General features: G+C 71.5%; 19 protein-coding genes, 1 pseudogene and 1 riboswitch. Of the genes and pseudogenes, 10 read left to right on the forward strand and 10 right to left on the reverse strand.

Going from position 1 to position 24,173, the window contains the following annotated elements:
• Positions 1–43: 43 nt before the first annotated feature.
• Complete coding sequence (locus tag ACZ52J_RS18350; protein WP_465619973.1) at positions 44–991, reverse strand: terpene synthase family protein; 948 nt, start codon at positions 989–991, stop codon at positions 44–46.
• 310 nt (positions 992–1,301) lie between these two features.
• Here ACZ52J_RS18350 and ACZ52J_RS18355 point away from each other — a divergent pair, with 310 nt between their 5' ends.
• Both ACZ52J_RS18355 and ACZ52J_RS18360 read left to right on the forward strand, forming a co-directional pair.
• Complete coding sequence (locus tag ACZ52J_RS18355) at positions 1,302–4,313, forward strand: ATP-binding protein (protein WP_465619974.1); 3,012 nt, start codon at positions 1,302–1,304, stop codon at positions 4,311–4,313.
• A gap of 268 nt (positions 4,314–4,581) precedes the next feature.
• Positions 4,582–5,661, forward strand: coding sequence for an aldose epimerase family protein (locus ACZ52J_RS18360; RefSeq protein WP_465619976.1), 1,080 nt, complete (start codon positions 4,582–4,584; stop codon positions 5,659–5,661).
• Between the two features lie 49 nt (positions 5,662–5,710).
• On the opposite strand, the gene ACZ52J_RS18365 is transcribed toward ACZ52J_RS18360, so the two are convergent.
• Positions 5,711–6,229 (reverse strand): GNAT family N-acetyltransferase, encoded by a 519-nt coding sequence (locus tag ACZ52J_RS18365; protein WP_465619978.1) that lies wholly within the window; start codon positions 6,227–6,229, stop codon positions 5,711–5,713.
• A 310-nt stretch (positions 6,230–6,539) separates the two neighbouring features.
• Here ACZ52J_RS18365 and ACZ52J_RS18370 point away from each other — a divergent pair, with 310 nt between their 5' ends.
• From ACZ52J_RS18370 to ACZ52J_RS18390, 5 genes are all read left to right on the forward strand, one after another.
• Positions 6,540–7,817, forward strand: a complete 1,278-nt coding sequence (locus ACZ52J_RS18370; protein WP_465619980.1) for an extracellular solute-binding protein — start codon at positions 6,540–6,542, stop codon at positions 7,815–7,817.
• Positions 7,818–8,002: 185 nt separating this feature from the next.
• Positions 8,003–9,004, forward strand: a complete 1,002-nt coding sequence (locus ACZ52J_RS18375) for a carbohydrate ABC transporter permease (RefSeq protein WP_465619982.1) — start codon at positions 8,003–8,005, stop codon at positions 9,002–9,004.
• Between the two features lie 40 nt (positions 9,005–9,044).
• Positions 9,045–9,950 (forward strand): sugar ABC transporter permease, encoded by a 906-nt coding sequence (locus ACZ52J_RS18380; RefSeq protein ID WP_360489700.1) that lies wholly within the window; start codon positions 9,045–9,047, stop codon positions 9,948–9,950.
• Between the two features lie 65 nt (positions 9,951–10,015).
• Entirely contained in the window at positions 10,016–11,731 is a 1,716-nt protein-coding gene (locus ACZ52J_RS18385; protein WP_465619984.1) for a glycoside hydrolase family 13 protein, read from the forward strand.
• 25 nt (positions 11,732–11,756) lie between these two features.
• Positions 11,757–12,776, forward strand: a complete 1,020-nt coding sequence (locus ACZ52J_RS18390) for a LacI family DNA-binding transcriptional regulator (protein ID WP_465619986.1) — start codon at positions 11,757–11,759, stop codon at positions 12,774–12,776.
• 72 nt (positions 12,777–12,848) lie between these two features.
• Here the strand turns inward: ACZ52J_RS18390 and ACZ52J_RS18395 are convergent, their stop codons facing one another.
• The 3 genes from ACZ52J_RS18395 to ACZ52J_RS18405 form a co-directional block, all read right to left on the reverse strand.
• Positions 12,849–13,049 carry a hypothetical protein gene (locus ACZ52J_RS18395; protein ID WP_465619988.1) on the reverse strand — a complete coding sequence of 67 codons (201 nt, stop codon included), beginning with the start codon at positions 13,047–13,049 and terminating at the stop codon, positions 12,849–12,851.
• A 221-nt stretch (positions 13,050–13,270) separates the two neighbouring features.
• Entirely contained in the window at positions 13,271–14,569 is a 1,299-nt protein-coding gene (locus ACZ52J_RS18400) for a transglycosylase family protein (RefSeq protein ID WP_465620018.1), read from the reverse strand.
• A 7-nt stretch (positions 14,570–14,576) separates the two neighbouring features.
• A riboswitch (cyclic di-AMP (ydaO/yuaA leader) is annotated at positions 14,577–14,745 on the reverse strand.
• A gap of 497 nt (positions 14,746–15,242) precedes the next feature.
• Positions 15,243–16,202 carry a sirohydrochlorin chelatase family protein gene (locus tag ACZ52J_RS18405; protein WP_465619990.1) on the reverse strand — a complete coding sequence of 320 codons (960 nt, stop codon included), beginning with the start codon at positions 16,200–16,202 and terminating at the stop codon, positions 15,243–15,245.
• 557 nt (positions 16,203–16,759) lie between these two features.
• Here ACZ52J_RS18405 and ACZ52J_RS18410 point away from each other — a divergent pair.
• Positions 16,760–17,032 carry a DUF397 domain-containing protein gene (locus tag ACZ52J_RS18410; RefSeq protein ID WP_360509746.1) on the forward strand — a complete coding sequence of 91 codons (273 nt, stop codon included), beginning with the start codon at positions 16,760–16,762 and terminating at the stop codon, positions 17,030–17,032.
• A 424-nt stretch (positions 17,033–17,456) separates the two neighbouring features.
• Here ACZ52J_RS18410 and ACZ52J_RS18415 read toward each other — a convergent pair.
• Positions 17,457–17,927, reverse strand: a pseudogene (locus ACZ52J_RS18415) (ATP-binding protein); the annotation flags it as partial.
• Between the two features lie 419 nt (positions 17,928–18,346).
• On the opposite strand from ACZ52J_RS18415, the gene ACZ52J_RS18420 reads away from it, so the two are divergent.
• Positions 18,347–19,213 (forward strand): helix-turn-helix domain-containing protein, encoded by an 867-nt coding sequence (locus ACZ52J_RS18420; RefSeq protein WP_360509744.1) that lies wholly within the window; start codon positions 18,347–18,349, stop codon positions 19,211–19,213.
• A gap of 85 nt (positions 19,214–19,298) precedes the next feature.
• Here the strand turns inward: ACZ52J_RS18420 and ACZ52J_RS18425 are convergent, their stop codons facing one another.
• Both ACZ52J_RS18425 and ACZ52J_RS18430 read right to left on the reverse strand, forming a co-directional pair.
• Positions 19,299–19,964: a TetR/AcrR family transcriptional regulator gene (locus ACZ52J_RS18425; RefSeq protein WP_465619992.1), complete on the reverse strand. Its 666-nt coding sequence runs from the start codon at positions 19,962–19,964 to the stop codon at positions 19,299–19,301.
• 274 nt (positions 19,965–20,238) lie between these two features.
• Positions 20,239–21,753 carry an MFS transporter gene (locus tag ACZ52J_RS18430; RefSeq protein WP_465619993.1) on the reverse strand — a complete coding sequence of 505 codons (1,515 nt, stop codon included), beginning with the start codon at positions 21,751–21,753 and terminating at the stop codon, positions 20,239–20,241.
• A gap of 87 nt (positions 21,754–21,840) precedes the next feature.
• On the opposite strand from ACZ52J_RS18430, the gene ACZ52J_RS18435 reads away from it, so the two are divergent.
• The gene (locus ACZ52J_RS18435; protein WP_360509738.1) at positions 21,841–22,275 is read left to right on the forward strand and encodes a MarR family winged helix-turn-helix transcriptional regulator; all 435 of its coding nucleotides are present in this window, start codon (positions 21,841–21,843) and stop codon (positions 22,273–22,275) included.
• A gap of 56 nt (positions 22,276–22,331) precedes the next feature.
• Here the strand turns inward: ACZ52J_RS18435 and ACZ52J_RS18440 are convergent, their stop codons facing one another.
• The gene (locus ACZ52J_RS18440; RefSeq protein ID WP_465619994.1) at positions 22,332–23,279 is read right to left on the reverse strand and encodes a M56 family metallopeptidase; all 948 of its coding nucleotides are present in this window, start codon (positions 23,277–23,279) and stop codon (positions 22,332–22,334) included.
• Positions 23,280–23,423: 144 nt separating this feature from the next.
• Complete coding sequence (locus tag ACZ52J_RS18445; RefSeq protein ID WP_465619995.1) at positions 23,424–24,005, reverse strand: DUF5134 domain-containing protein; 582 nt, start codon at positions 24,003–24,005, stop codon at positions 23,424–23,426.
• Positions 24,006–24,173 lie beyond the last annotated feature (168 nt).

Genomic DNA, 24,173 nt, shown 5'->3' on the forward strand with positions numbered 1-24,173 from the left:
CTGCGGGTCGGCGCGCGGCGGCCGGGGGCCCGGCGGGCGGACGTCAGACCGCGTGGTACCGGCCGGTGCGGGCCTCCCAGCTGAGGTAGCCCGCCAGCCAGGTGAGCAGCCCGTCCGCGTACCGCTGGGCGATCGCGCGTTCGATCCGGGACAGGCCCAACTCGCGGTAGACGTCGGGAAGTCGCTCGTGCAGGTCGGCGCAGCGCTCGACCATCAGCTGGGCCTCCGCAATGACCGCCGCGCAGGCTTCCTCGGCCGAGCAGCGGCGCTCGCGCTGGACGATCATCACCAGGTTGTTGACGTCGCCGCGCGGCGCCTCCAGCGGGTAGGAGCGCACGTCGTTGCTGAGTGACGGTATGTCGGCGGCCAGCTGGCGGAGTTGACGGAGCACCGGGTGGTGCAGGACGGCGGCGGGGACCTCGAACTGGCCGATGCGTTCGACCATGTCGAAGATGGTCTCCATCGCCGCGGTGCCCCGTCTGAGCTGCAGGTAGCCGTCCCGGTCCGGGGGGCGGGCGGAGATCCGGCCGGCCGCCTCGGCCGGGTGGCTGGCCAGGTAGTACTCCCAGTTGTACGCGGCGCGGGCCTGCCAGCGCGCGGGCATGCCGTGTGCGCTGCGGTTCCAGAGGTCGGCGAAGGCGGTCTCGATCGCGGAGCCCTGGTCGGGACGGGCGCCGTGCAGGACGGCGATCAGGCGTTCGCAGATCGGAGCGACTTCCGAAGGGCGGCGACCGAGCGGGCCGTCGAACTGGTCGTCGAAGAGGAAGTAGAAGCCCATCAGGTCGGCGGCCAGGGCGAGTTCGTCCGGTCCGGCGTCCGGGTAGCCCAGCGCGGCGAGGTCCACTACCTCCCAGTGCGCGTAGCCGGGGTGGTCGGCGTCGGGCAGCAGGGGGTGGCGGATCAGCCAGTCGCGGTGCAGCGCGGTGGCCTGCGGGCCGTGCGGACTGCGGCGGTGCGGGAACGGGATCTGAAGTGAGTTGTCGTCAGACATCGGACTCCCGGTGCAGCGGAGGGTGGGGGCGCTTGTGGTTCGATCATTGACCGTGGGGGGAGTTGACGCGGCGAGGCGGAGGTGGTGCGGGTGGGTCCGGCAAGATCATCTGCGCCTCGAGGGCCGTAGGGTATCGGATGTAATGATCGGACGTTAGGGATATAGGGCAATTGCCCTTGGCAAGCCGTCCGAACCCTCACCGTCCGCCCCAGCCTGCACGAACGCCACACGGTGAGGCCCGCGCAGCGCTACCCTCGGCTCCACGCAGTGATGGAGCTGTGACGCGATCGGGCGAGGCGGAGGCGCGACGGTGACCGAGCAGGAGAACGACGTTCGGACGGGATCCGGTTCCGGCCGGGACGGCGACGGCACCGCGTCCCGGGTCCGGCTGCGCGACCGCGACGCCGAACTGCGCTCGGTGGAAACCGCCGTCGACCGGCTCTGCCGCGAATTCGCCGCCGGCGGCACCGAGATCGGCGACCTGCTCGCCTTCTCCGGCCGGCCCGGCATCGGCAAGACCACCCTGCTGCAGGAGGTCCGACGGATCGCAAGGCTACGCGAGGGCGCCACCGTCCTGTTCGCCCGAGGCGGCGAACGCCAGTTCAAGGAGCCCTACCACGTACTGCGCCAGCTGCTCCAGCCGGTGCTCACCAACCTCCCGCCGGACGTGTTCCGCCAGGTCATGGGCACCTGGGAGGAGGTCGTCGGACCGGCCATGGGCCTCAAGCAGCCCAAGGCCGGCGCCCGCCGCCTCGACCCGCAGGGCGTGCGCGACGGCCTCGACTACGTCCTCACCCAGCTCGCACCGCGCCGAGCACCGATGGTGATGATCGTCGACGACCTGCACTGGGCCGACGCGGAATCCCTCTCCTGGCTCGCCAAGTTCGCCGTCCGCTCCGGCGAACTGCCCGTCCTGCTCGTCTTCGCCTTCCGCGAGGACGAGAGCGACTGGCCCGCCGCGACCGAGGAGTTCCGCCGGGACATCATCGGCCTCAAGGGCCGCAAGCACGAGCTCAACCGACTCAACCTCAGCTCCGTCACCGACATGATCCGCGCCGAACTCGGCGACAAGGCCGAGGACGCCTTCTGCTACGAGTTCTGGAACGTCGTCAACGGCAACCCCTTCGAGGCCGGTCGCCTGCTCGACCAGGTCCGCGACCAGGAGCTCGAACCGGTCGAGGAGAACTCGCGGCAACTGCGCGAACTCGCCGTCGACGCCACCGGGATGACCCTCAAGAGCTGGCTGGACCAGCTCGGCGCCGCCACCCTGCGCTTCGCCTGGGCCTGCGCCATGCTGGGCACCGACATCCGGATCGACCTCGCCACCCGGATCTCCACCCAGAGCACCGAGGGCGCCCGCGACTCCATCAAGCAACTGCGCAAACAGCGCGTGCTCACCCAGGCCCCCAACGGGAACCTCGAGTTCGTCCACCCGCTGATCGCCAGCTCGATCTACAACACCATGCCGGACGCCACCCGCCTCGGCATGCACGGCATCGCCGCCGTCGAGATCGAGAACGCCGGACTCGGCCTGCTCGCCGCCTCCCGCCACCTCGTCGAGACCCACTCCGGCGAGGGCGACGACCGGATCGTCAAGAAGCTGCGCCGCGCCGCCGTCGAACACCAGCTGATCGGCGCCCCCGAGGCCGCCCAGCGCTGCCTGAACCGCGCACTCAACGAGCCGCCCGCCGACGAGATCAAGGCCGAGGTGCTGTACGAACTCGGCTGCTCCGCCCTGCTCACCGACTCCGTCGCCACCGTCAACCAGCTCAAGCTCGCCCTCGACCCCGACGAGGTGCCGCTGCGCCCCGAACTGCGGGTGGACGCCACCTTCCGGCTCTCCGAGGTGCTCGCGCACAGCGGCGAGCTGCGCCAGGCCGCGCTGGTCTGCCAGGACGAGGCGCAGAAGACCCACGACCCGGCGGGGCGCCAGCGGCTGCAGGCCGCCTCCTTCATGTGGCACGCCTTCCGCAAGTCCGAGGAGGACGGCCCCGGCCGCTCCGCCCGGCTCGGCGAGATGTGCAGCGGCCTCACCGGCCGGGAGGCCGCCGACCGGGCCGTGCTCGCCATGCGGGCCTGGGACCTCACCCTGCGCGGCGCGCCCTCCAACGAGGCGCTCGCCCTCGCCGACGAGGTCCTCGACGGTGGCCGGCTGCCCAAGGGACTCGGCTGGACCGACACCACCTGGGGCTTCGAGCTGCCCTCGATGCTCGGCCTCACGTACATCTACAACGACCGTGTCGCCCAGGCCGAGCGGCTGGCCGCCGACGCCATCATCCAGTTCGAGGTGGCCGGTTGGAGCGGCGCCCACCGGGGCTTCGCGTACTTCCTGATGGGGCTGGCCCGGTTCCGCCGCGGCCTGCTCGCCGAGGCCGAGGACTTCCTGCGCCGGGCGTACCGCATCTCCGAGCGGATCGGGGAGAAGTTGCCGCTGGCCTGGGACGCGGTCGGCGTGCTGGTGGACACCCTGATCGCCCGCGGCCGCGTCGACGAGGCCTGGGAGCTGGCCAACGACTTCGGCTTCCACCCGCCCTACCACGCGACCGCCATGGTGCTGCCGGACGCGGCCTCGCTGTACGGCAAGCTGCTGATCGCCAAGAACCGGCACGCGGGCGCCGCCGCCGCGCTCACCGAGGCCGGCGCCTGGCTGGAGGTCCGCGGCTGGCACAACACCGTCTGGGCGCCCTGGGCGGGCCACCTCGCCATCGCGCTCGCGGACGACGAGCCCGAGCGCGCCCGCGAGTACTCCCAGAAGGCCGTCCGGGACGCGCGCGCCTTCGGCACCGCCTCCGCGATCGGCACCGCCCTGCGACTGCAGGCCCAGGTCGAGGACGGCCAGCAGGCGGTCGAGCTGCTGGAGCAGGCCGTGCTGCACCTCGGGCAGTCCCCGGCCGGCTACGAGCACGCCGTCGCGCTGGTCGACCTCGGCGCCGCGCTGCGCCGGGTCGGGCGACTGGAGGACGCCCAGGAGTACCTGTACCAGGGCATCGAGCTGGCCCAGCACTGCTCCGCGGAGGGCCTGGTCGACCAGGCCCGGCGGGAGCTGGCCAACTACGGCCTGCGGCCCAACCGGTTGGGACTGCGAGACTTCCGGGACACGCTGGACACGCTCAGCGGCCCGGAGCTGGAGATCGCCCAGCGGGCGGTGCAGGGCCTGCCGCCGCAGCGGATCGCCGACGAGCTCGGACTGCACATCAGCCTGGTCAACCGGCGGCTGGCGGCGGTCTACCGCAAGGCGGGCAGCGGGCCGGAGGGGCTGGCCTCGGCGCTCGGGCTGCCGCCGCAGCAGCGGGAGGCGACCCGGCCGGAGGGCGAGGAGTAGGAGTCGGAGTCGGCGGTCTCGCCCGGGGCGGCCGGTCGTCTCACACGTGAGGTGGCCGGTCGTCTGGCGCGTGGCGGTTGCGGTGGTGGTGGCGGCGGTGGCGATCGGTCAGGGCGGCCGTCGCGTACGGGCGGCGCGCGTTGGCGAGGGAGCGCCCTCGCCGGTGCCTCCGTCGCTAGGCTGACGGGCACGGGGCTGCCGCGGTGACCCCTCGACGGACCAGGAAGCGGCGGGCGCCCCAGGCGCGGCCGACAGTGAGGAGCAGGCCATGGCGAGCGAGGCCACCAGCGTTCGGCACGAACCCCTCGACCCCTCGGGCGCGGGTGCCGCGATCGGGCGCTGGACGCTCACGGCCGGCCCGTACGAGGCGAGCGTGCTCACCCTCGGTGCCACCCTGCACACCCTGAGCGCGCCGGACCGTTCCGGTCGTCCCGCCCAACTGCTGCTCGCCACGGACGAGTTGGCGCAGATCCTGGGCCCGGCCCGGCACTACGGCACGGTGGTGGGCCGGTACGCCAACCGGATCGACCGCTCGTCGGTCACCATCGACGGCGAGGAGCACCGGCTCGCCCGGACCGGCGGCGGCATGACCATCCACGGCGGGCCGGACGGCTTCGCGCACCGGATCTGGGCGGCCGAGCCGGTCGAGGGCGGGGTGCGGCTGCGGCTGCACAGCCCGGACGGGGACCAGGGCTTCCCGGGCGCGCTGGACGTCACCGTCGACTACACGCTGGACGCCTCCGGCGAGCTGGTGATCGCCTACCGCGCGGTCACCAACAAACCGACCGTCGTCAACCTGACGAACCACGCGTACATCAACCTTGCGGGTGAAGGCGTCGGCGACGTCCTCGGCCACCTGCTCACCCTGGACGCCGACGAGTACACCCCGGCCGACGAGCGGCAGATCCCGTACGGGCGGACCGAGCCGGTGGCCGGCACGCCGTTCGACTTCACGGTGGCCACGCCGATCGGCAAGTCGGTGCACGACCGGCACCCGCAGCTGGTCGGGCCCGGCGGCTACGACCACAACTGGGTGCTGCGCCCCCGGCCCGCCGACGGCAGTCCGGCGCGGGCGGCGCTGCTGGAGGACCCGGTCAGCGGCCGCACCCTGGAGGTGCTGACCACCGAGCCGGGCATCCAGGTCTACACGGCGAACAAGTTCCAGGGCGCGGTCACCGGCGCGAGCGGCGTCCCGTACGGGCCGTTCGCCGGGATCGCGCTGGAGACCCAGCACTTCCCGGACTCCCCGCACCACCCGGCGTTCCCGAGCACGGTGCTGCGGCCGGGAGAGGAGTTCCGCTCGACGACGGTGCTGCGGCTGGGGACGAACCAGGGGGTCACGGCCTAGCGGGTCGTGGCCTGGCGGCTCATGGCTGCGCGGATCGCGGCTGGGCGGGTCACGGCTGGGCGGGTCGCGGTCGCAGGTCCCGGCGCATGCAGAGCCGGTGCCAGCGGTCCAGGCCGTGCTCGGCCTCCTTGCGGCGGATCCCGCGCAGGCCCGGGGTGACCTCGGCGTCGCTCAGCGGGCGGAAGCCGCAGCGCGCGTAGTAGGGGGCGTTCCAGGGGACCTCGGCGAAGGTGGTCAGGGTGAGTGCCGGGGCGTCGGTGGTCGCGGCGAGGTGCTCGATCAGTGCCCGGCCGATGCCGCGGCGGGCGTGGTCGGGGTGGACGGAGACCTGCTCGATGTGCAGCGCGCCGTCCACCGGCTCGGCCAGCAGGTAGGCGGCGATCGAGCCGTCGGGGGCCTCGGCGGCCAGGGCGACGCCCCGTTCCAGGTAGGACGCCAGCTCCTGCGGGGTCGGGGGTTCGTCCTCGGCGATCTCCGGCATGCCGATCGCGGCGAAGGGAGCACCGGCGGCCCGTTCCAGCTCGGCGAGCAGCGGAAGTTCGTCGCTGGTGACGGCTCGGATACGCATGCGTCCAGTCTGCTGCAAACGGCTTTCAGCCACGCACGGTGGTTCCGTCGGTCATCCGGGGGTGGGGTGAATCGGACGAACAGGGTCAATCGGTGCGGTCATCAACTACCGTGCGGCAACGTCCAGGACACGCGGGTGTAACGATCGCGGTTTCTTGCAGAAACTTTCTGCAAGGACTTTCCGTGGATCTTTCACCGCTGTTAACTTCCTTCCCGAGCCCGACGGCAGCAAAGGTGCGGTCGGCACGAGGCAGCCATTATGCGCCTGTCTCCGAACATCTCGGGCACCCCCACCCTCCCAAGGAGTTCTCATGCGGCGTGGCATCGCGGCCTCTGCCCTCGTTGTGGCCCTCGCGGTCTCGATGGCTGCCTGTGGCAGCAGCGGCTCCAGCTCGAACGGCAAGGCCGACGGGCCGGTCACCCTCACGTACTGGGACACGTCGAACGCCACCAACGAGGCGCCGAACTACCAGGAGCTCGTCAAGAAGTTCGAGGCCGCCAACCCGAACATCAAGGTCGACTTCGTCAACGTCCCGTTCGACCAGGCGCAGAACAAGCTCCAGACCGCCATGGGGGCCAAGGGCGCTCCGGACGTGTTCCGCTCCGAGGTCGGCTGGACCGCCGCCTTCGCCAAGGCCGGCTACCTCGAGCCGCTGGACGGCTCCCCGGCCGCCGCCGACACCTCCGCCTTCCAGCCCAGCCTGATCCAGCAGGCCAAGTACGAGGGCAAGCTGTACGGCGTTCCGCTGGTGACCGACACCCTCGGCCTGCTCTACAACAAGGAGCTGTTCACCAAGGCCGGTATCACCGAGGCGCCCAAGACCTGGGACGAGCTGAAGGCCGACGCCGCCGCCGTCAAGGACAAGGCCGGCGTGGACGGCTTCTGGCTGAAGGCCGCCGACGGCTACTACGCGATGCCGTTCCTGTTCGGCGAGGGCACCGACACCGTCGACGCCGCCGGCAAGAAGATCACCGTCACCTCGCCGGAGGCCGCCAAGGCCGTCGAGACCTACAAGACGATGTTCACCTCGCCCGGCACCGCCAAGGCCGACATCACCACCGACGCCTACGCGCACATGATGGACGCCTTCAACAGCGGCAAGGTCGCGGCGATCATCCAGGGCCCCTGGGAGATCACCAACATCTACAAGGGCTCGGCCTTCGCCGACAAGGCCAACCTCGGCATCGCCGCCGTCCCCGGCGGCTCCGCGGGCAAGGCCGGCGCCCCCACCGGCGGCCACAACATCTCCGTCTACGCCGGTGCCGACAAGGCCCACAAGGCCGCCGCCGAGAAGTTCGCCGCCTTCATGACCTCGGCCGAGAGCCAGGCGTTCATCGCGCAGAAGAACTCCACCCTGCCGACCCGCTCCGACGCCTTCACTGCCGACGTCAAGGCCGACCCGGGCATCGCCGGCTTCCAGGGCATCCTGAACAGCGCCAAGCCGCGCCCCGAACTGCCCGAGTACAGCTCGCTGTTCGCCTCGCTCGGCACCAACCTGGGCAAGGCCGTCCAGGGCACCGGTACCCAGGACGCGCTGAACACCGTCGCCACCGACTACGCCAAGCTCCTGCCGGGCTTCGCCAAGTAGTCCCCGCGCCCGGCCTGCCGGCCGACGGATGACAGTGAACGAATGACAGTGAACGAATGACGGCGAACGGATAACAGCGAACAGATTTCATCATCTGTCAGTTGTCTGCTGTTCGCCGTCATTCGTCGCCCCGGCAGGCCGGGCCCGTCGGCTCCCCCGAGAATCCCCCCGAGAAGGTGCAAACGATGTCAGTCGCCGTGCAGGGCGCCACCGGCAAGGGCAACCGGGAACGCGAGCAGCGTCCGGGCCTGCTGGAACGCGTCAAGCGCTCCTACGCCAAGCACTGGTACGCCTACGCGATGATCGCCCCGGTCGTACTGGTGCTCGGCGCGCTGGTGCTCTACCCGCTCGTCGAGGGCGTCTGGCTCACCCTCACCGACGCCAACAGCCTCAACGTCGCCCGCACGATCGGCGTCAACGAGATCCCGGCCAGCTACAACTTCGTCGGCTTCCACAACTACGCCGACATCCTGTGGGGCCCCGGCTCGTACGACCGCTTCTGGTCGCACTTCGTCTGGACCATCGCCTGGACGGCGATCTGCGTCTTCCTGCACTACACCCTCGGCCTGGGCCTCGCCCTGCTGCTCAACAAGAAGCTGCGCGGGCGCGCCGCCTACCGGCTGCTGCTCATCCTGCCCTGGGCCGTGCCGACCTTCGTCACCGTCTTCTCCTGGCGCCTGATGCTCGCCGACGGCGGCGTCGTCAACGGCATCCTGTCCGCCCTGCACCTGCCCGAGCCCGGCTGGCTCACCGACCCGTGGGCGCAGAAGGCGGCCGCGATCCTGGTGAACACCTGGGCCGGTGTGCCGTTCATGATGATCTCGCTGCTCGGCGGCCTGCAGTCGATCCCGGCCGAGCTGTACGAGGCCGCCGAGATGGACGGCGCCACGCCCTGGCAGCGCTTCCGGTACGTCACCATGCCCGGGCTGCGCACCGTGTCCTCCACCGTCGTCCTGCTCGGCGTGATCTGGACGTTCAACCAGTTCAACGTCATCTTCCTGCTGTTCGGCACCGGTGTGCCCGACGCCCAGCTGCTGGTCACCTGGGCCTACCGCCTCGGCTTCGGCCAGATCCCCCGGGACTACGCGGGGTCCGCCGCGTACGGCGTGATCCTGCTGTCCATCCTGATCGTCTTCACCGCCTTCTACCGGCGCTGGCTCGCCCGCAACGAGCAGGCCAACGGCTGAGGCCCCGGACCCAGTTGACCCACGAAGGCAGGTAACCCCGATGAGCACCACCACCGAACGCCCGGCCCCCGCGGCGACTGCGGCCCCGACTGCCCGGCCGGCCAAGGTCCGCCGCCGCGGCGAGAGCAGCCCGCTGGCCCGGGCGCTGTCCCACGGCACCCTGATCGTGGCCAGCCTGATCGCGCTGTTCCCGGTCGCGTGGATCCTCTTCGTCTCGCTCGGCCCGGACAAGACCGACTACCTCCACCCCGGCCAGATCCTCGACAAGCTCACGCTGTCGAACTACCAGCACGTGCTGTCCGACACCGACTTCTTCACCTGGTTCGGCAACGCCCTGCTGGTCTCCGGCGTCACCACCGTGTTCGGCGTCCTGCTCGCCGCCACCACCGGCTACGCCGTCTCCCGGATGAAGTTCCCCGGGCACAAGCCGCTGATGTGGTCGCTGCTGGTCACCCAGATGTTCCCGATCGCGGTGCTGATCGTGCCGATGTACACGATGCTCTCCGAACTCGGCCTGCTGGACAGCTACTCCGGTCTGATCCTGGTGTACTCGACCACCACCGTGCCGTACTGCGCCTGGCTGCTGAAGGGCTACTTCGACACCATCCCGGTGGAGATCGACGAGGCCGGCCGGGTCGACGGGCTCAGCCCGTTCGGCACCTTCTGGCGGCTGGTGCTGCCGCTCGCCCGTCCGGGCCTGGCGGTCGCCGCCTTCTACTCCTTCCTCACCTACTGGGCCGAGGTGCCGTTCGCCTCGACGTTCATGCTCAGCTCCGACAAGTACACGCTGGCCGTCGGCCTGCAGACCTTCGTCAGCGAGCACGACGCCCAGTGGAACCTGATGGCCGCGACCGCGGTGCTGATCGCGATCCCGTCCGCGGCCTTCTTCTACCTGGTGCAGCGCCACCTGGTCACCGGACTGACCGCCGGTGCCTCCAAGTCGTGACGCCTGACGCGGAAAACCTCGCGCGCAAGGCTCCCCGCTCCTCCGATCCCCAAGGGATACCGTCCATGACCCAGAACCTGGCCGACACCTCCCGGCCTGCCGCCGAGACCGCTCACGAGGCGGCCACCCCGGCTCCTGTGACCGGCGTCGCGTCCAGAGACTGGTGGCGGGACGCGGTCATCTACCAGGTGTACCCGCGCAGCTTCGCCGACTCCAACGGCGACGGCATGGGCGACCTGCCCGGCATCCGCAGCCGCCTGCCCTACCTGCGGGATCTCGGCGTGGACGCCGTCTGGCTCTCCCCGTTCTACGCCTCGCCGCAGGCGGACGCCGGCTACGACGTCGCCGACTACCGCGCGGTGGACCCCATGTTCGGCACCCTGCTGGACGCCGACGCCCTCATCCGGGACGCCCACGAGCTGGGGCTGCGGATCATCACCGACCTGGTCCCCAACCACTCCTCGGACCAGCACGAGTGGTTCCAGCGCGCCCTGCGCGAGGGCCCCGGCTCGCCGCTGCGCGACCGCTACCACTTCCGCCCCGGCAAGGGCGAGAAGGGCGAACTGCCGCCCAACGACTGGGAGTCCATCTTCGGCGGCCCGGCCTGGACCCGCACCGAGAACCCGGACGGCACCCCCGGCGACTGGTACCTGCACCTGTTCGCCCCCGAGCAGCCCGACTTCAACTGGGAGAACCGGGCCGTCGCCGACGAGTTCCGCTCGATCCTGCGATTCTGGCTCGACATGGGCGTGGACGGCTTCCGCATCGACGTCGCCCACGGCCTGGTCAAGGCCCCCGGCCTGCCCGACCTCGGCGGCGCCGACCAGCTCAAGCTGCTCGGCAACGACGTCATGCCGTTCTTCGACCAGGACGGTGTGCACGAGATCTACCGCAGCTGGCGCAAGATCCTCGACGAGTACCCTGGCGAGCGGATCGGCGTCGCCGAGGCCTGGACCCCCACCGTCCAGCGCACCGCCAACTACGTCCGCCCCGACGAGCTGCACCAGGCCTTCAACTTCCAGTACCTGGGCACCGATTGGGACGCCGCCGCGCTGCGCGAGGTGATCGACGTCTCGCTCGACTCGATGCGCCCGGTCGACGCCCCCACCACCTGGGTGCTGTCCAACCACGACGTCACCCGGCACGCCACCCGCTTCGCCAACGAGCCCGGCCTCGGCACCCAGATCCGCACCGCCGGCGACCGCGAACTCGGCCTGCGCCGCGCCCGCGCCGCCACCCTGCTGATGCTCGCGCTGCCCGGCTCCGCGTACGTCTACCAGGGCGAGGAACTCGGCCTGCCGGACGTCACCGACCTGCCCGACGAGGTGCGCCAGGACCCGTCGTTCTTCCGCCAGGCCGGACAGGACGGCTACCGCGACGGCTGCCGCGTCCCGATCCCCTGGTCCGGCACCGAGGCCCCGTACGGCTTCGGACCGGTGGCCGGCGGGCCGTCCTGGCTGCCCCAGCCGGCCGCCTGGGCCGAGCTGAGCGTCGAGGCGCAGACCGGCGACCCGTCCTCCACCCTGGAGCTCTACCGCGGCGCGCTGGCCGTCCGCCGGGCGCAGGCCGACCTCGGCGCCGGCACCGAGGTCGAGTGGCTGGACGGCCCCGAGGGCACCCTCGCCTTCCGCCGCGGCTCCTTCATCTGCACCGTGAACACCACCGGCGAGCCGGTGCGGATCGCGGCCCCGGGCACACTGCTGCTCGCCTCGGTCGACCTCGTGGTGGACGGCGGCGAGACGGTGCTCGCTCCGGACAGCACCGGCTGGTGGGCGGTCTGACGTGGTTGCAATAGGCTCTGGGACCGTGACTACGGCGCGACTCTCAGACATCGCGGCACAGGCGGGGGTCAGCGAAGCCACCGTCTCCCGCGTGCTCAACGGCAAGGCGAACGTCTCCGCCGCCACCCGGCAGACGGTGCTGGCGGCGCTCGACGTGCTCGGGTACGAGCGGCCGACCCGGCTGCGCCAGCGCAGCGCCGGGCTGATCGGCCTGATCACACCGGAGTTGAGCAACCCGATCTTCCCCGCGCTGGCGCAGGTGATCGAGCAGACGCTCAGCCGGCACGGCTACACGCCGGTGCTGTGCACCCAGACTCCGGGCGGATCCACCGAGGACGAACTGGTGGAGATGCTGGTGGACCGGGGCGTGGCGGGCATCGTCTTCGTCTCCGGACTGCACGCCGACACCACGGCCGACCACGACCGCTACGCGCGGCTGTCCGGGCGCGGGGTGCCGTTCGTGCTGATCAACGGGTTCAGCGACAAGGTCGACGCGCCGTTCATCTCGCCGGACGACCGGGCCGCGATGTGGATGGCCGTCCAGCACCTGGCCGAACTCGGGCACGAGCGGATCGGGCTGGCCGTCGGGCAGCGCCGGTACGTGCCCGTGCTGCGCAAGATAGAAGGCTTCACGGCGGCGATGCGGGAGGTGCTCGGGCGCACCCAGGAGGAGGCCGAGAACCTCGTCCACCACACGCTGTTCAGCGTGGAGGGCGGACACGCGGCAGCCGGCGCGCTGCTCGACAAGGGCTGCACGGCGATCGTCTGCGGGAGCGACATGATGGCGCTCGGGGCGATCCGGGCGGTGCGCCAGCGCGGGCTGTCGGTGCCGCAGGACGTGTCGGTGGTCGGCTTCGACGACTCGCCGCTGATCGCCTTCACCGAGCCGCCGTTGACCACGATCCGCCAGCCGGTCGAGGCGATGGCCACGGCGGCGGTGGACGCGCTGCTGGAGGAGGTCAGCGGAAACGCGGCCCAGCGCGGCGAGTTCATGTTCCAGCCGGAGCTGGTGATGCGCGGGTCCACCGGGGCCTGCGCGCGCTGAGCGTCGGCCGTAGGGGCAAGGGAAGGGCCCCGGAGGGCAGTTGCTCTCCGGGGCCCTTCGGCGTGCGCCGGGTCAGCCCTCCTGGGCGGTGGGACGGTCGGCGGTGAGGCGTCGGCCGTCGGCCGCGTCGCCGGTACGGGTCTCGGTGCGGCGGCCGCGGGCCAGGTAGTCGCGCAGGACCAGTTCGACGGCGTCCTGCGGGTTCGTGGTACCGGAGAGCATCATCGCGTCGATCGCGAGGTTCGCGTCGATGGTGACGGTGACCTGGGCCATGTGACTCCTCCTCGGGTGCGGAGCAGCAGCTTGCCCGTTGGGGCGGGGTTTCACCACGGGGATACGCCGGAACCCCCGGGGAGGAGCGACCAGACTCTCCCCGGGGGTGGCGGGTGGTCAGCGTTCGGAGGACGACTGACAGCTGACAGATGTTGAAATCTGTTATCTGTTATCTGTTGTCCGTCAGTCGAAATCCGTCGGCTGTCAGCCGTTCGCCGTGCTCAGACCCGGCCGGCGAAGTCCGGGGCCCAGTTGGCGACGGTCTGCTCGCGCACGCCCGAGCTCGGGTTGGCGGCCTCGACGTACTTGCCGCCGCCGACGTAGATCGCGACGTGGTAGACGCCCGAGTCCTGGCCGTTGTTGGACCAGAACAGCAGGTCGCCCGGCTGCAGGCTGTCCAGCGAGACGTGGGTGCTGGCGGCGGCCTGGTCGGCGGCGACGCGCGGGACGGAGATGCCCGCGGCGCGCAGCGCGGCCTGGGTCAGGCCGGAGCAGTCCCAGCCGCCGTTGCCGGTGCCGCCGTAGACGTAGGCCTGGCCGACCTTGGACTCGGCGAAGGCGACCGCGGCGGCCATGCTGCCGGTGGCGGCCTGGGCCGGGGCCTGGGTCTGCGCCTGGGCGGCCGGCTGGGCGGCCGGGGTCTGGGTCTGGGCCGCCGGCTTGGCGTTCACGGCACCGCCGTTCGCGGACTGACCGGACTTCTGCGAGCGGTTGAACCAGGTGAAGTCCGAGCCGGACTTGTCCGAGGAGGCGGACTGGTCGGTGGAGGCCGACTGCTGGGCCTGGCCGCCGTCGCCGAAGGACAGGTGCTGGCCCGGGTAGATGGTGTTCGGACCGTCGGTCAGGGTGCTGCGGTTGAGGTCGTACAGCCGCTGCCAGCCGCCCTGGACGTTGTGCTTGTCGGCGATCGAGGACAGCCAGTCGCCCTCGACCACGGTGTAGTCGCCGCTCTGGGCCTGCTGCTGGTGCTTCTGCGTCCAGTTGCCGGTGGCGGAGTCGGTGGCGGCCTGGGCAGCGTCCTGGGCGGGCGCGGCCGGCTTGGCGGCCGGGGCCTGGGTCTGCGCCGGCTTGGCGGCGGGCTTGGCGACCGGGGCGGCGGGCGCGGCGGGCTTGGCGGCGGTCGAGGTGTCGACGGACGCCGGGGCGCCACCCTTGGTGAGGCCGGCCTGGACCGAGCACACCGGCCAGGCGCCGGGGCCCTGCGAGGCGAGGACCTTCTCGGCGACGGCGATCTGCTGGTCCTTGGTGGCCAGGTCGGCGCGCGCGGCGTAGGCGGTGCCGCCGAAGGCGGACCAGGTGCTCTGGGTGAACTGGAGGCCGCCGTAGAAGCCGTTGCCGGTGTTGATGCTCCAGTTGCCGGTGCTCTCGCACTGGGCGACCTTGTCCCAGGTGGCGACGGAGGCCGCGGAGGCGGTGCCGGAGACGAGGCACGGGACGGTGAGGCCGACGCCCGCGACGCCGATGGCGGCGATCACGCGGCGGGTGCGGCTGGACAGACGGGTGCCGTTGGTGGGCAGCATGAAGACGCGGTCCTCTCCCACGCCTGCGAGGTGAGCTGTCGGATTCGGGCTGGAGTTGCCCGGCCGCGCGTGAGCGCGGCTTCACCCCTAGCCCTGGACGTTCCGGGGAACGGTCCGGGGCGACTTACCTGTGGGTCCCCCGCTCCTGCCGTGGTGCGTTTTCGCGCTTCCAGGACATCCGACGGCAGGACTCGGCGTTGCGGATGAACTGGGTCCGTGTGGCCACGAACGGGGAGCACGTTAAGCAGACTTAAGTTCAAACTGCAAATAGCTGTGACGCGCATCACGGTTTAGTGGGAACTGCCAAAATGTCAGGTAATCATGATCGTAAATGATCGTTTTTCGGCAATGCTGTTGCGGATGCCCACAACTGTCTTCGCCTCAGGAGTGACGTGACGGTGTGTTGAAGCGCGAAGCGGCGCGCCGTCCGAGCCAGGGGGGTGGCCGCGATTCGAGCGCCGGAGAGTGCGCTCACCATTTCCTTGCAAATGGCGCCAGAACGGACATTCCCTTCATTGCTCGCTTAACTCCTGTAACTCCCGTACGGCACAGGAAAGCAGCAGGAGGGGCAGCAGGAGAGGCAACAGGAGGGGCAACGAGAGAGGCAAAGCGAAGGGCCCGGAACGCAAGCCGTTCCGGGCCCTGTGTGCGCGCCGACCGGCGCGTGGTGTCCTTACTGTCCGGCAGGCGCCTCGGCGGCCGCGTGAGCGCGCCGGGCGCCCTCCACGACCCCCTCGGCCTCGGCGGCGGCCGCCGCCTCCGCCTCGGCCTGCGCCAGCTCCTCCGGGGACGGCGTGGGCAGCGCGGCCAGGTAGGTGGAGGCGATCAGCTGGCCGACGGTCGGGTACGCGCCCAGCGGCGCCGCCGACGGGCAGCCGGTCTCCTCGGCGGCCGTGGCGAGCAGCTCGGAGTCGGCCTCCGGCCCGATCACCAGCGGGGCCAGCGCCGGGCGCTGCGAGCCGGACTCCTTGAGGTGGTTGACGGCCGCGGCCACCGAGCCGGGCACGTCGAGCGCGGCGGCGACGACCGGGACGGCCAGTCGGGCGGCCAGCAGTACGCCGGTGATGCCGGCTGCGGCGGCGGCGTCCTCGCCGCCGACGGTGGTCAGGACCACGCCGTCCGCGGCGGTCGCGATGGCGAACAGCCGGGCCCGGTCGGCGCGGGCCAGCCCCGCCTCGGAGAGTCGCACGTGCACGGCCTCGGCGAGCAGCGGGTGCGGGCCCAGCGCGTCGGTGACCGGCGCGCCGTACTCGGCGGCGAGCGCGTGGAGTTCGGCCAGGAAACCGTGCGGACCGGGCACCAGCGGCACCAGGACGGGCGTCGGCAGCCCGGCCTCGGCGGCCATGGCCAGGAGCTCGGCGACGGTGCGGTCCTCGCCGCCGGCGCCCTCGGCGTAGTCGCCGGGGAGGTAGCCGACCGCGGCCTGGACGCCGTTCTGCTCGCTGCGGACGATGGAGAGCAGCTCCTCGACGACCGAGCGGGACTCGGGCCCGGCGGTCGCGGGCACGGCGAGCACCAGGGCCGGCGCGTTGGCCGGGATCGCGGGGCGCTCGGGACGACGGTGGCGCCCCCGCGCACGGGAGCCTGGAGTGCGGACGGGCAGTGGCGCGCCCGGAATGGCTGCGGTGCTCATGCCGGAGATCGTAGGACATCGGCCCGTCCGGCCTGCAGTCGGCTGCCGTACGGGTTTGGCGCGGTCGCGGTGCGGACCCGGTGTGGCCGCCGTGCCGGTACGGGTGGTTTGCCCACAATCCGGACATTCCTCACCCAACCCCCGTGCGAGCACGGGCCATTGCTTTGACGTGCCCCACGTGGTGCGGCGTTGCGACTGTGGTGCGTGAGATGTCTCACAGTCCGGAGGTCGTCTGACGGAGGGTCACGGTGGCGCGACTCCCGGCATTCGAAGATCAACATTCAGCGGGGAGCCGCTCACGGCGGGTTATCGCGGCTCCGGTGATTCAGTCGACTATGTCCGTTTACGTACCGTCAGGGGAGACCCCGTGAAGAGTTCGGGGCCGCGGGTAAAAGGCCTCGTGCACCTGCAACGTCCCGTGCTGATGCACGTGCACTGCAGCTATCATCGCGTCAAGTGAGGCGTTGTGCCGGGCCGGTACGGGGCCGGTCCGTTCGTTCGGCGGTGCCGGGGGCGCCGCGCTGGACGACAACTCCGGAGCTCTTCGGGAGATTTCTATGCACGACTCGCACGACTCGCAGGACACGCACGGCTCGTACGACACCCACAACGGGATGGCCGCGGCCGATCTCACGGGGGTGGTCTGGCAGAAGAGCCGGCACAGCAACTCCCAGGGCAACTGCGTCGAGTTCGCGGCCCTGCCGGGCGGTGATGTGGCGATGCGCAACTCGCGCTTCCCGGACGGTCCGGCGCTCATCTACACCCGGGCCGAGATCGCCGCCCTGCTGTTGGGGGCCAAGGACGGGGAGTTCGACCACCTGGCGGTCTGACCGGCTGCCGTGCTTCACCATCGGGGGGCCGTCGTGGGTGCCGACACCACGACGGCCTTTGACTTTCCTGCCGTCTTCTCCGCTGTTGCCTTCCCGGCCACCGGCCGGGGCGAACCGCCGACGGGGCCTGGCGGAAGGGCCCGGGGCGTGGTCCTCCCGGGGCTTCCCTCGACCGGCCACTCGGCCGGCTGCCGTACCCGACGCCCTGCCCGACGTCCGAGCTGGCATGGGAGCGGGCCCTCGGCCCGCTGTTCGACCGGCCACGCGCCGCTCGGCGCTAGGCCGAGCGCCGGTGCCGTCCACCGACGTCGACCGGTCCGCCGAGCGCGTCGAGCGCCGAGCGTGCACCGATCTCCGCGTGCCCGCCGATCTCCGGGTGTCCGCCGATCTCCGGGTGTCCGTCGAGCGTGCCGCCCGCCGGCTCCGCCTCGAACATGGCCCAGACCACCTTGCCGCTGCCCAGCGGGTGCCAGCCCCAGGAGCGGCTGAAGGACTCCACCAGGTGCAGCCCGCGGCCGGATTCGGCGACGAAGTCCGCTTCCCTGGCCACCGGGCCGATGCTACTCGGGTCGCTCACCGCGCAGACCACCTGGGGTGCGCGGTGCACCAGGCTTATTCGGATCGGCAGCCGCCCGTCCGGGGTCGCCCGTGTGGGAAAGTCGTACTCGCCCTGGGCGCCGCCCGCAGGGTCGGGCCGTGCGCCGATCGCATGCCGGAGCGCGTTCGTCACGAGTTCCGAGGCCACCAGCGCGACGTCGTCGAACAGCTCCGGCAGGCTCCAGCGCCGGAGCGTGGTCCGGGCGAAGTCGCGCGCGGTTCTGACGGCTTCGAAGCGAGGAGCGAGCGTACAGGTGACCACATGGGGGTCAACCGCCAAAGCCGTACCGGTGCTCATGAAGAGCTCCTCCCATAAGGGGGCGGACACGGCTGGACCCGCCGGGGTCATGCCGGTCACCTCCGACTCGCTCGGCCGCTCGGCCGCCCCCTCGACCAGACGCGCGCGCACTCGGCCGCCCGATGGCGCGGGGGGACGCCGTCGGACCGGTGCACGGAGTCGCGCGTGGGGTCGACGCGGAGCCCGCGGGATTGCCAGGGATGTGCAGGTGCACGTGCACCATGGTGGTGTGCGCTCACTGCAGATGCAAGAGTCGATTCACGTGCAGTCGCACTATTGGCATATGCAAGCGCCGGATGCACGTGCATCCTGGTGTGCGGAGTGCAGAACTGATAGGAACATCCGTCAGTATCGGCACCGTGAGCGCTCAACTGATGGCAGACTGTGCGCTGTTTGCCCTAGGTGGAGGTTTCGACCGCATGACCACAGTTCAGCCGGGCGGCGGCTCGATGGTCCGCCGGATCCTCCTCGGCTCGCAGCTGCGTCGCCTGCGTGAGGCGCGCGGCATCACCCGCGAAGACGCGGGCTACGCGATCCGAGCCTCCGAGTCCAAGATCAGCCGCATGGAACTCGGTCGCGTCAGCTTCAAGGAGCGCGACGTCGCCGACCTGCTCAGCCTGTACGGCGTCGACGACGGCATGGAGCGGGAAGCCCTGCTCGGCCTGGTCCGCGAGGCCAACAAGTCCGGCTGGTGGCACAGCTTCAACGACGTGCTGCCGGGCTGGTTCCAGACCTACGTCGGACTGGAGGAGGCCGCCCAGCTGATCCGCACCTACGAGGTGCAGTTCATCCCCGGGCTGCTGCAGTCCGAGGAGTACGCACGGGCGGTTTTCGGCCAGAGTCGGCCGGTCATCAGCGAGGAGGAGGTCGAACGGCGGGTCAGCCTCCGCCTGCGCCGCCAGAAGCTGCTGGCGGAGGGCGCCAGCCCGCGCCTGTGGGCAGTCATCGACGAGGCCGCGCTGCGCCGGCCGGTCGGCGGGCCGAAGGTGATGCGCGGTCAGGTGCAGTACCTGATCGACGTCGCCGAGCAGACCAACGTGGTGATCCAGGTCATGCCGTTCCGTTTTGGCGCGCACGCGGGCGAGTCCGGGGCGTTCACGATCCTGCGCTTCCCGGAGCAGGACCTCGCGGACGTGGTCTACCTGGAGCAGCTCACCAGCGCGCTGTACCTGGACAAGCGGGACGACGTCGACGCGTACATCCAGGTCATGGAGCGGCTCTGCGTGGACAGCCTCACGCCGGAGCGCACCATAGACCTGCTCGCCTCGATCCTGAAGGAGCGCTGACCCGCTGCCGTCCGGGATCCGTGAGGACCTTTCTTCGCGGATCCCCTCGGCAGCGGGTCGCGACCGGTAGGCCGCCCACCCGCCGTCAACCGCGGGCCGGCGGCCTTTCGTGTTCCGGCGGATCGGTCTGCGGTGAGTCGGTCTTCGGTCGGTCGGTCTGCGGTGAGTCGGTCTGCGGCGGGTCGGCCTGGGGTGGGCAGCCGAGGCGCCAGGCCAGGCCGTAGCGGCGGAAGAGGTCGGCCCGGATCGGGGCCAGCGGGATCTCGGCGCCCGGCAGCAGCACCCCGATGCAGCCGCCCATCAGCGCGCTGCGCAGCACCGCGTGCTCGGCGACCGGGTCCGGCGCGCCCCAGTCGCGCAGCAGTCCCTGCAGGATGGCGCCGAGTTGCTGCTGCTCCGGGTCCTGGACGAAGGCGCCGGTGTCCGGGTCGAGGATCAGCGCCAGGTGCGAGCGCATCACCCGGGGGTGGTCCATCGCCAGCCCGAGGACGGCGTCGATGGCGCGGGCCAGCCGGGCCTCGGGGGAGGAGTCGGGCGCCAGTTCCGCCAGCGCACCGGACAGCGACTGGTGCATCATCCGGTGTGTCGCGGCCTGCATCAGCAACCGTTTGCCGTCGAAGTAGTAGGAGAGCAGCCCGCGGGCGAGCCCGGCCCGCTCGGCGATGTCGGTCAGTGTGGTGCCCGCGTAACCACGCTGGTCAACCAGCTCGACGGTGGCCCGCATGATGCGTCGGCGGGAGCGCTGCCGCATCTCCTCATTGACCGAATCACCGCGAGGTGCCATCGTGTCTGCTCCGAACGTTCGTTGGCTCCGGGCCAATATACTTGCGAAGCCGACAGCCGCCCCGCACCGTGCCCCGACGGGTGCCCCCCGGCGGCCGGTACGAAGACGGCCGGCTCCACCAACACGGGGGTTTGGTGGAGCCGGCGCCATTGCCCGAGGGCCTGGAATCGGCCGCGGGCGGGGCCCATGGGGTCAGTGCCCAGTGCTCGGCACTTGGTACTCGGTGCTCGGCACTCAGTGCTCAGTGCTCGGTGAGGGCTCCGGTCCGGGCCACTGTCGGACCCGCTGACGGGTAATCATAGTCGGGCACCGGCGAAGGGATCGCGGCGCGGCGTCGGTCCACCAGCGCTCCGACCGTCGCGACCACCAGCCCGACCAGTGCGACCGCGGTGACGAACACCAACGCCGGGCGGTAGCCGTCAAGTTGGGCCTGCGGGCTGTCCCCGCCCGCGCTGCCGGCCGTGATCATCGCGGTCGCCCCGGCCAGCACCACCGCGGTGCCGACCTGGATCGCGGTGTTCACCAGACCCGAGGCCAGGCCCTGCTCCTCGTCGGCCACGCCGTCGGTGGCGGCGATGTTCACCGAGGGGAAGGCGAGCGCGAAGCCCACGCCGAGCAGCAGCATCGAGGGCAGCACCAGGGCGACGTAGGAACTGTGCTCGTCCAGTCGCAGGAAGAGGGCGAAGGCGCCGACCAGGGCGAGCAGGCCGATCGGCAGCAGCCGCCCGGTGCCGAAGCGGTCCACGATCGGACCCATGAACGGCGCCGAGAGGGCGATGAACGCACCGGCCGGCAGCAGTCCGAGGGCCATCTGCAGGGCCGACCAGCCGAGCAGGTGCTGCAGGTAGAGGGTGACCACGAACTGGAAGCCGCCGTACGCGCCGGTCATCGCGAAGGCGACCAGGTTGGCCCTGGCGACCGAACCGTTGCGGAAGATGCCGAGCCGGACCAACGGGTGGGCGGTGCGGCTCTCGACCAGCAGGAAGGCGGCGGCCAGCGCGGCGACCACGACCATCGAACCGAGCGTGCGCAGGCTCAGCCAGCCGGCGCCCTGCGCCTCGGTGACGGTGAAGACCAGCAGCAGCACGGTGGCGGTTCCGGTGATCGCGCCCAGTACGTCGTAGCCGCCCTTGGCGGGCTCCTCGACCGGGCGGGGGAGCAGGCGGATCGCGAAGACCAGGGCGAGCAGCGCGACCGGGACGGGCATCAGGAAGGTCCAGCGCCAGCCGACCGAGGTGAGCAGACCGCTCAGCACCAGGCCGAGCGAGAAGCCGCTGGCGCCGCAGGTGGTGTAGATCGACAGCGCGCGGTTGCGGGCCGGGCCCTCGGCGAAGGTGGTGGTGATGATCGACAGGCCGGCCGGGGCGGTGAAGGCGGCGCTGACGCCCTTGAGGAAGCGGGCCGCGATCAGCAGGCCGCCGTTGTCGACCAGGCCGCCGAGCAGTGAGGCGGCGGCGAAGACGGCCAGGGCGACCAGGAAGACCCGGCGACGGCCGAGCAGGTCGGCGGCGCGGCCGCCGAGCAGCAGCAGGCCGCCGTAGCCGAGCACGTAGCCGGAGACCACCCACTGCAGGGTGGAGGTGGACAGGTGCAGCTCGGAGCCGATGGACGGAAGGGCGACGCCCACCATCGAGACGTCCAGGGCGTCCAGGAACATGGCGGCGCAGAGCACGATCAGGGTGCCCCAGAGGCGGGGTGTCCAGTGCGGGCCGCTGGTTGACGGGGCGTCGGGTGACGTGACGGTCGCGGTGGTCATGGGGAGGACAGTACATGCACGTGCATTCAATGCAAATGAATTAGATGTGAACGCAATAATTGACGATGCAGGTGCTAGGGTGGCGGCGTGGCTGAACTCGACTCCCCGGCGGAGGCCGGTCTCGTTGCGCAGTGGCGCGAGCTGCTGGCCCGGCACGCTGCGGCCGCCTGCTTGCTCGACCGCGAGCTGGGCGACCGGTTCGGGCTGGGCATGAGCGAGTTCGAGGTGCTGGAGCGCCTCGTCGAGGGCTGCGACGCCGGTGACGGTCACGCGCTACGGGTGAGCGAGCTGGCGCCCACCGTCCACCTCAGCCAGAGCGCCCTCTCCCGGCTGATCGCCCGCCTGGAGAAGGCTGGACTGGTCACCCGGGCGATGTGCGAGAGCGACCGGCGGGGCATCGTGCTCACCCTCACCGAGGCCGGCCGGGAACGCTACGAGCAGGCCAGGCCGCTCCACCGCGAGGTGCTGGAGCTGACCCTCGGCGGCGAGCTCGGCAACGCCGGCGAAGTCCCGTCGGCCTGACCTGGCCGCGCTTGTCTGACTTTGCGTCACATTCCTTCTGTCCGGCCCGGGTTGGCTCAGAGGAGCGAGTGCAGCCCCGGGGCGACGGCCAGCAGGACGACCGCGGCGGGTGCGGCGAGAGCCGCGACGGTGAGCCGCAGCCGGTGCGAGACGGAGAGCCGCGGGCGGCCCGCGAGCAGCCGGTCCACCCGCTTCGGGGACTGCGCCAGGCCGGGCGGGCAGGAGCCGAACACCCCTCGGTCCAGGTTGAGTTCGGCCAGGGCGAGGGCGGTGGTGTGCCGGCCGTGCCGCCGTGCGGCGCGGTCGTCGGCCGCCAGCTCGACCAACTCCGCGACCTGGTCCCGGAAGGCGCTGAACACGCCGACGCCGGGGAAGCCGGAGGCGAGCGCCTGCGCGAACTGCTGCAGCCAGTGGTGCCGGGCCCGGACGTGGCCGCGCTCATGGCTCAGCACGGCCGCCAGCTCCCGGTCGGTCAGCTGCTGGAGGGCGCCGGTGGTGACCACCAGGCGGGAGTCCGGGCCCGGTAGCGACCACGCCTCCGGGCGGACGTTCTCCAGCACCACCAGCCGCTCACGACGGCTCCGAGTGGCCTCGATCGACTCGGGCAACTCCGGCGCCCGGGTCGTCAGTTGGGCGTGCCGGCGGTCGCGCAGCGCCTTCGCCGTACGGACCTCGCGGGTGAGCGCCAGCACCGTCTGGACCCCACCGGCCGCCAGGACCGCTGCGCACAGCCGACCCCAGCCCTCGGCGTCCTGCAGGCCGTACGCGGCCTCCACACCGTGCGGTGCGCCCGAGAACACCAGCGCGCGCAGCTCCGGCAGGGCGGCGGAGGCGGCCAGCAGCAGGCCCAGCGCGCAGGACAGCAGCACCGCCACCACGAGGCACTGCCACACCAGCAGTGCCAGCACCGGTTCGCGCTCCGCCCAGCGGGCCCGGGCCAGCAGCCGGGGCGCGACGGTCGAGAGCAGCAGTCCGAGCAGCAGCAGGCCGATCAGGGCAGGCATCGCGTGGGCTCCCCGAGTACGCACGGAACGCGACAGCGCGCTCCCCGCCAACCTATGCGCTGGCGACGCCCGGTGGAACGGCTTTCGACCGGCCAGTGACCAACGCCACGCGCGCGACCGGGGCTTGGTGTGCGAACGGGGGCGTCACATGGTCAGCAGCATGGCGAACATGCCGATGCCCATGGTGAGCCGGCAGGCCTGCGGCAGCCCGGCGGTGCCGACCGCGAGGGTGCCGGCCGGGGTGCGCAGCAGGCGGCTGCCGGCCCAGACGGTGTACCCGCCGAAGTAGAGGAGGAGGACGCCGGTGAGCAGCGGGACGCCCAGGCCGCCCGCGTGGTGGTGCTGGTGGCCGGGGGACACCGCCATCGCGACGGCCATGTACGTCATGGCGATCGCGCCGACCGCGTGGTGCAGCCGGTGAGCCCGGCCGGCGGGGGCGTGGACGGCGGCGAGCAGGAAGGCGGCGGCGGGGGCGCCGAACAGCGCGGCCCAGACGGCGGCCGGGACGGTGGCGCCGGTGACGGCCATCGCGGCCATGCCGAGCCCCATCAGGGCCTCGGCGGCGTCGGACTCCCGGGCGAGTGGGCGGTGTGCGGCGGACGCGGCGCCTGGGGCACCCGGGACGCCCTGGGCGCAGGGGGAGCGTCGCAGGCGGACCAGGCAGGAGGCGCCGGCCGCTGCGGTGAGGAGGGCGAGGAGCCAGTTGACCAGGATGGGTCCGTGCAACGGCGGCCTCCCGGGGCGGTGGGCGACCGGGGCGGCGAACAACGAACAGCGGTCAGCGAACAGATGATGAAAGCTGTCAGCTGTCGTCTGTCAGCTGCCGCCCGTCATCTGTTCGCCCGTCCATCTGTTCACCTGTGCGCCGACCCGTGCGCGGCGACGGTCGTCCAC

The organism is Kitasatospora sp. NPDC034035 (assembly GCF_055575755.1).

Coding starts and splice junctions, on each gene's coding strand:
- ACZ52J_RS18400 (WP_465620018.1), bottom strand. CDS start 14,569: ATGCTGCCCACCAACGGCACCCGTCTGTCCAGCCGCACCCGCCGCGTG.
- ACZ52J_RS18425 (WP_465619992.1), bottom strand. CDS start 19,964: ATGCGGCAGCGCTCCCGCCGACGCATCATGCGGGCCACCGTCGAGCTG.
- ACZ52J_RS18375 (WP_465619982.1), top strand. CDS start 8,003: ATGTCAGTCGCCGTGCAGGGCGCCACCGGCAAGGGCAACCGGGAACGC.
- ACZ52J_RS18370 (WP_465619980.1), top strand. CDS start 6,540: ATGCGGCGTGGCATCGCGGCCTCTGCCCTCGTTGTGGCCCTCGCGGTC.
- ACZ52J_RS18410 (WP_360509746.1), top strand. CDS start 16,760: ATGCACGACTCGCACGACTCGCAGGACACGCACGGCTCGTACGACACC.
- ACZ52J_RS18385 (WP_465619984.1), top strand. CDS start 10,016: ATGACCCAGAACCTGGCCGACACCTCCCGGCCTGCCGCCGAGACCGCT.
- ACZ52J_RS18360 (WP_465619976.1), top strand. CDS start 4,582: ATGGCGAGCGAGGCCACCAGCGTTCGGCACGAACCCCTCGACCCCTCG.
- ACZ52J_RS18405 (WP_465619990.1), bottom strand. CDS start 16,202: ATGAGCACCGCAGCCATTCCGGGCGCGCCACTGCCCGTCCGCACTCCA.
- ACZ52J_RS18440 (WP_465619994.1), bottom strand. CDS start 23,279: ATGCCTGCCCTGATCGGCCTGCTGCTGCTCGGACTGCTGCTCTCGACC.
- ACZ52J_RS18395 (WP_465619988.1), bottom strand. CDS start 13,049: ATGGCCCAGGTCACCGTCACCATCGACGCGAACCTCGCGATCGACGCG.
- ACZ52J_RS18380 (WP_360489700.1), top strand. CDS start 9,045: ATGAGCACCACCACCGAACGCCCGGCCCCCGCGGCGACTGCGGCCCCG.
- ACZ52J_RS18430 (WP_465619993.1), bottom strand. CDS start 21,753: ATGACCACCGCGACCGTCACGTCACCCGACGCCCCGTCAACCAGCGGC.
- ACZ52J_RS18350 (WP_465619973.1), bottom strand. CDS start 991: ATGTCTGACGACAACTCACTTCAGATCCCGTTCCCGCACCGCCGCAGT.
- ACZ52J_RS18365 (WP_465619978.1), bottom strand. CDS start 6,229: ATGCGTATCCGAGCCGTCACCAGCGACGAACTTCCGCTGCTCGCCGAG.
- ACZ52J_RS18420 (WP_360509744.1), top strand. CDS start 18,347: ATGACCACAGTTCAGCCGGGCGGCGGCTCGATGGTCCGCCGGATCCTC.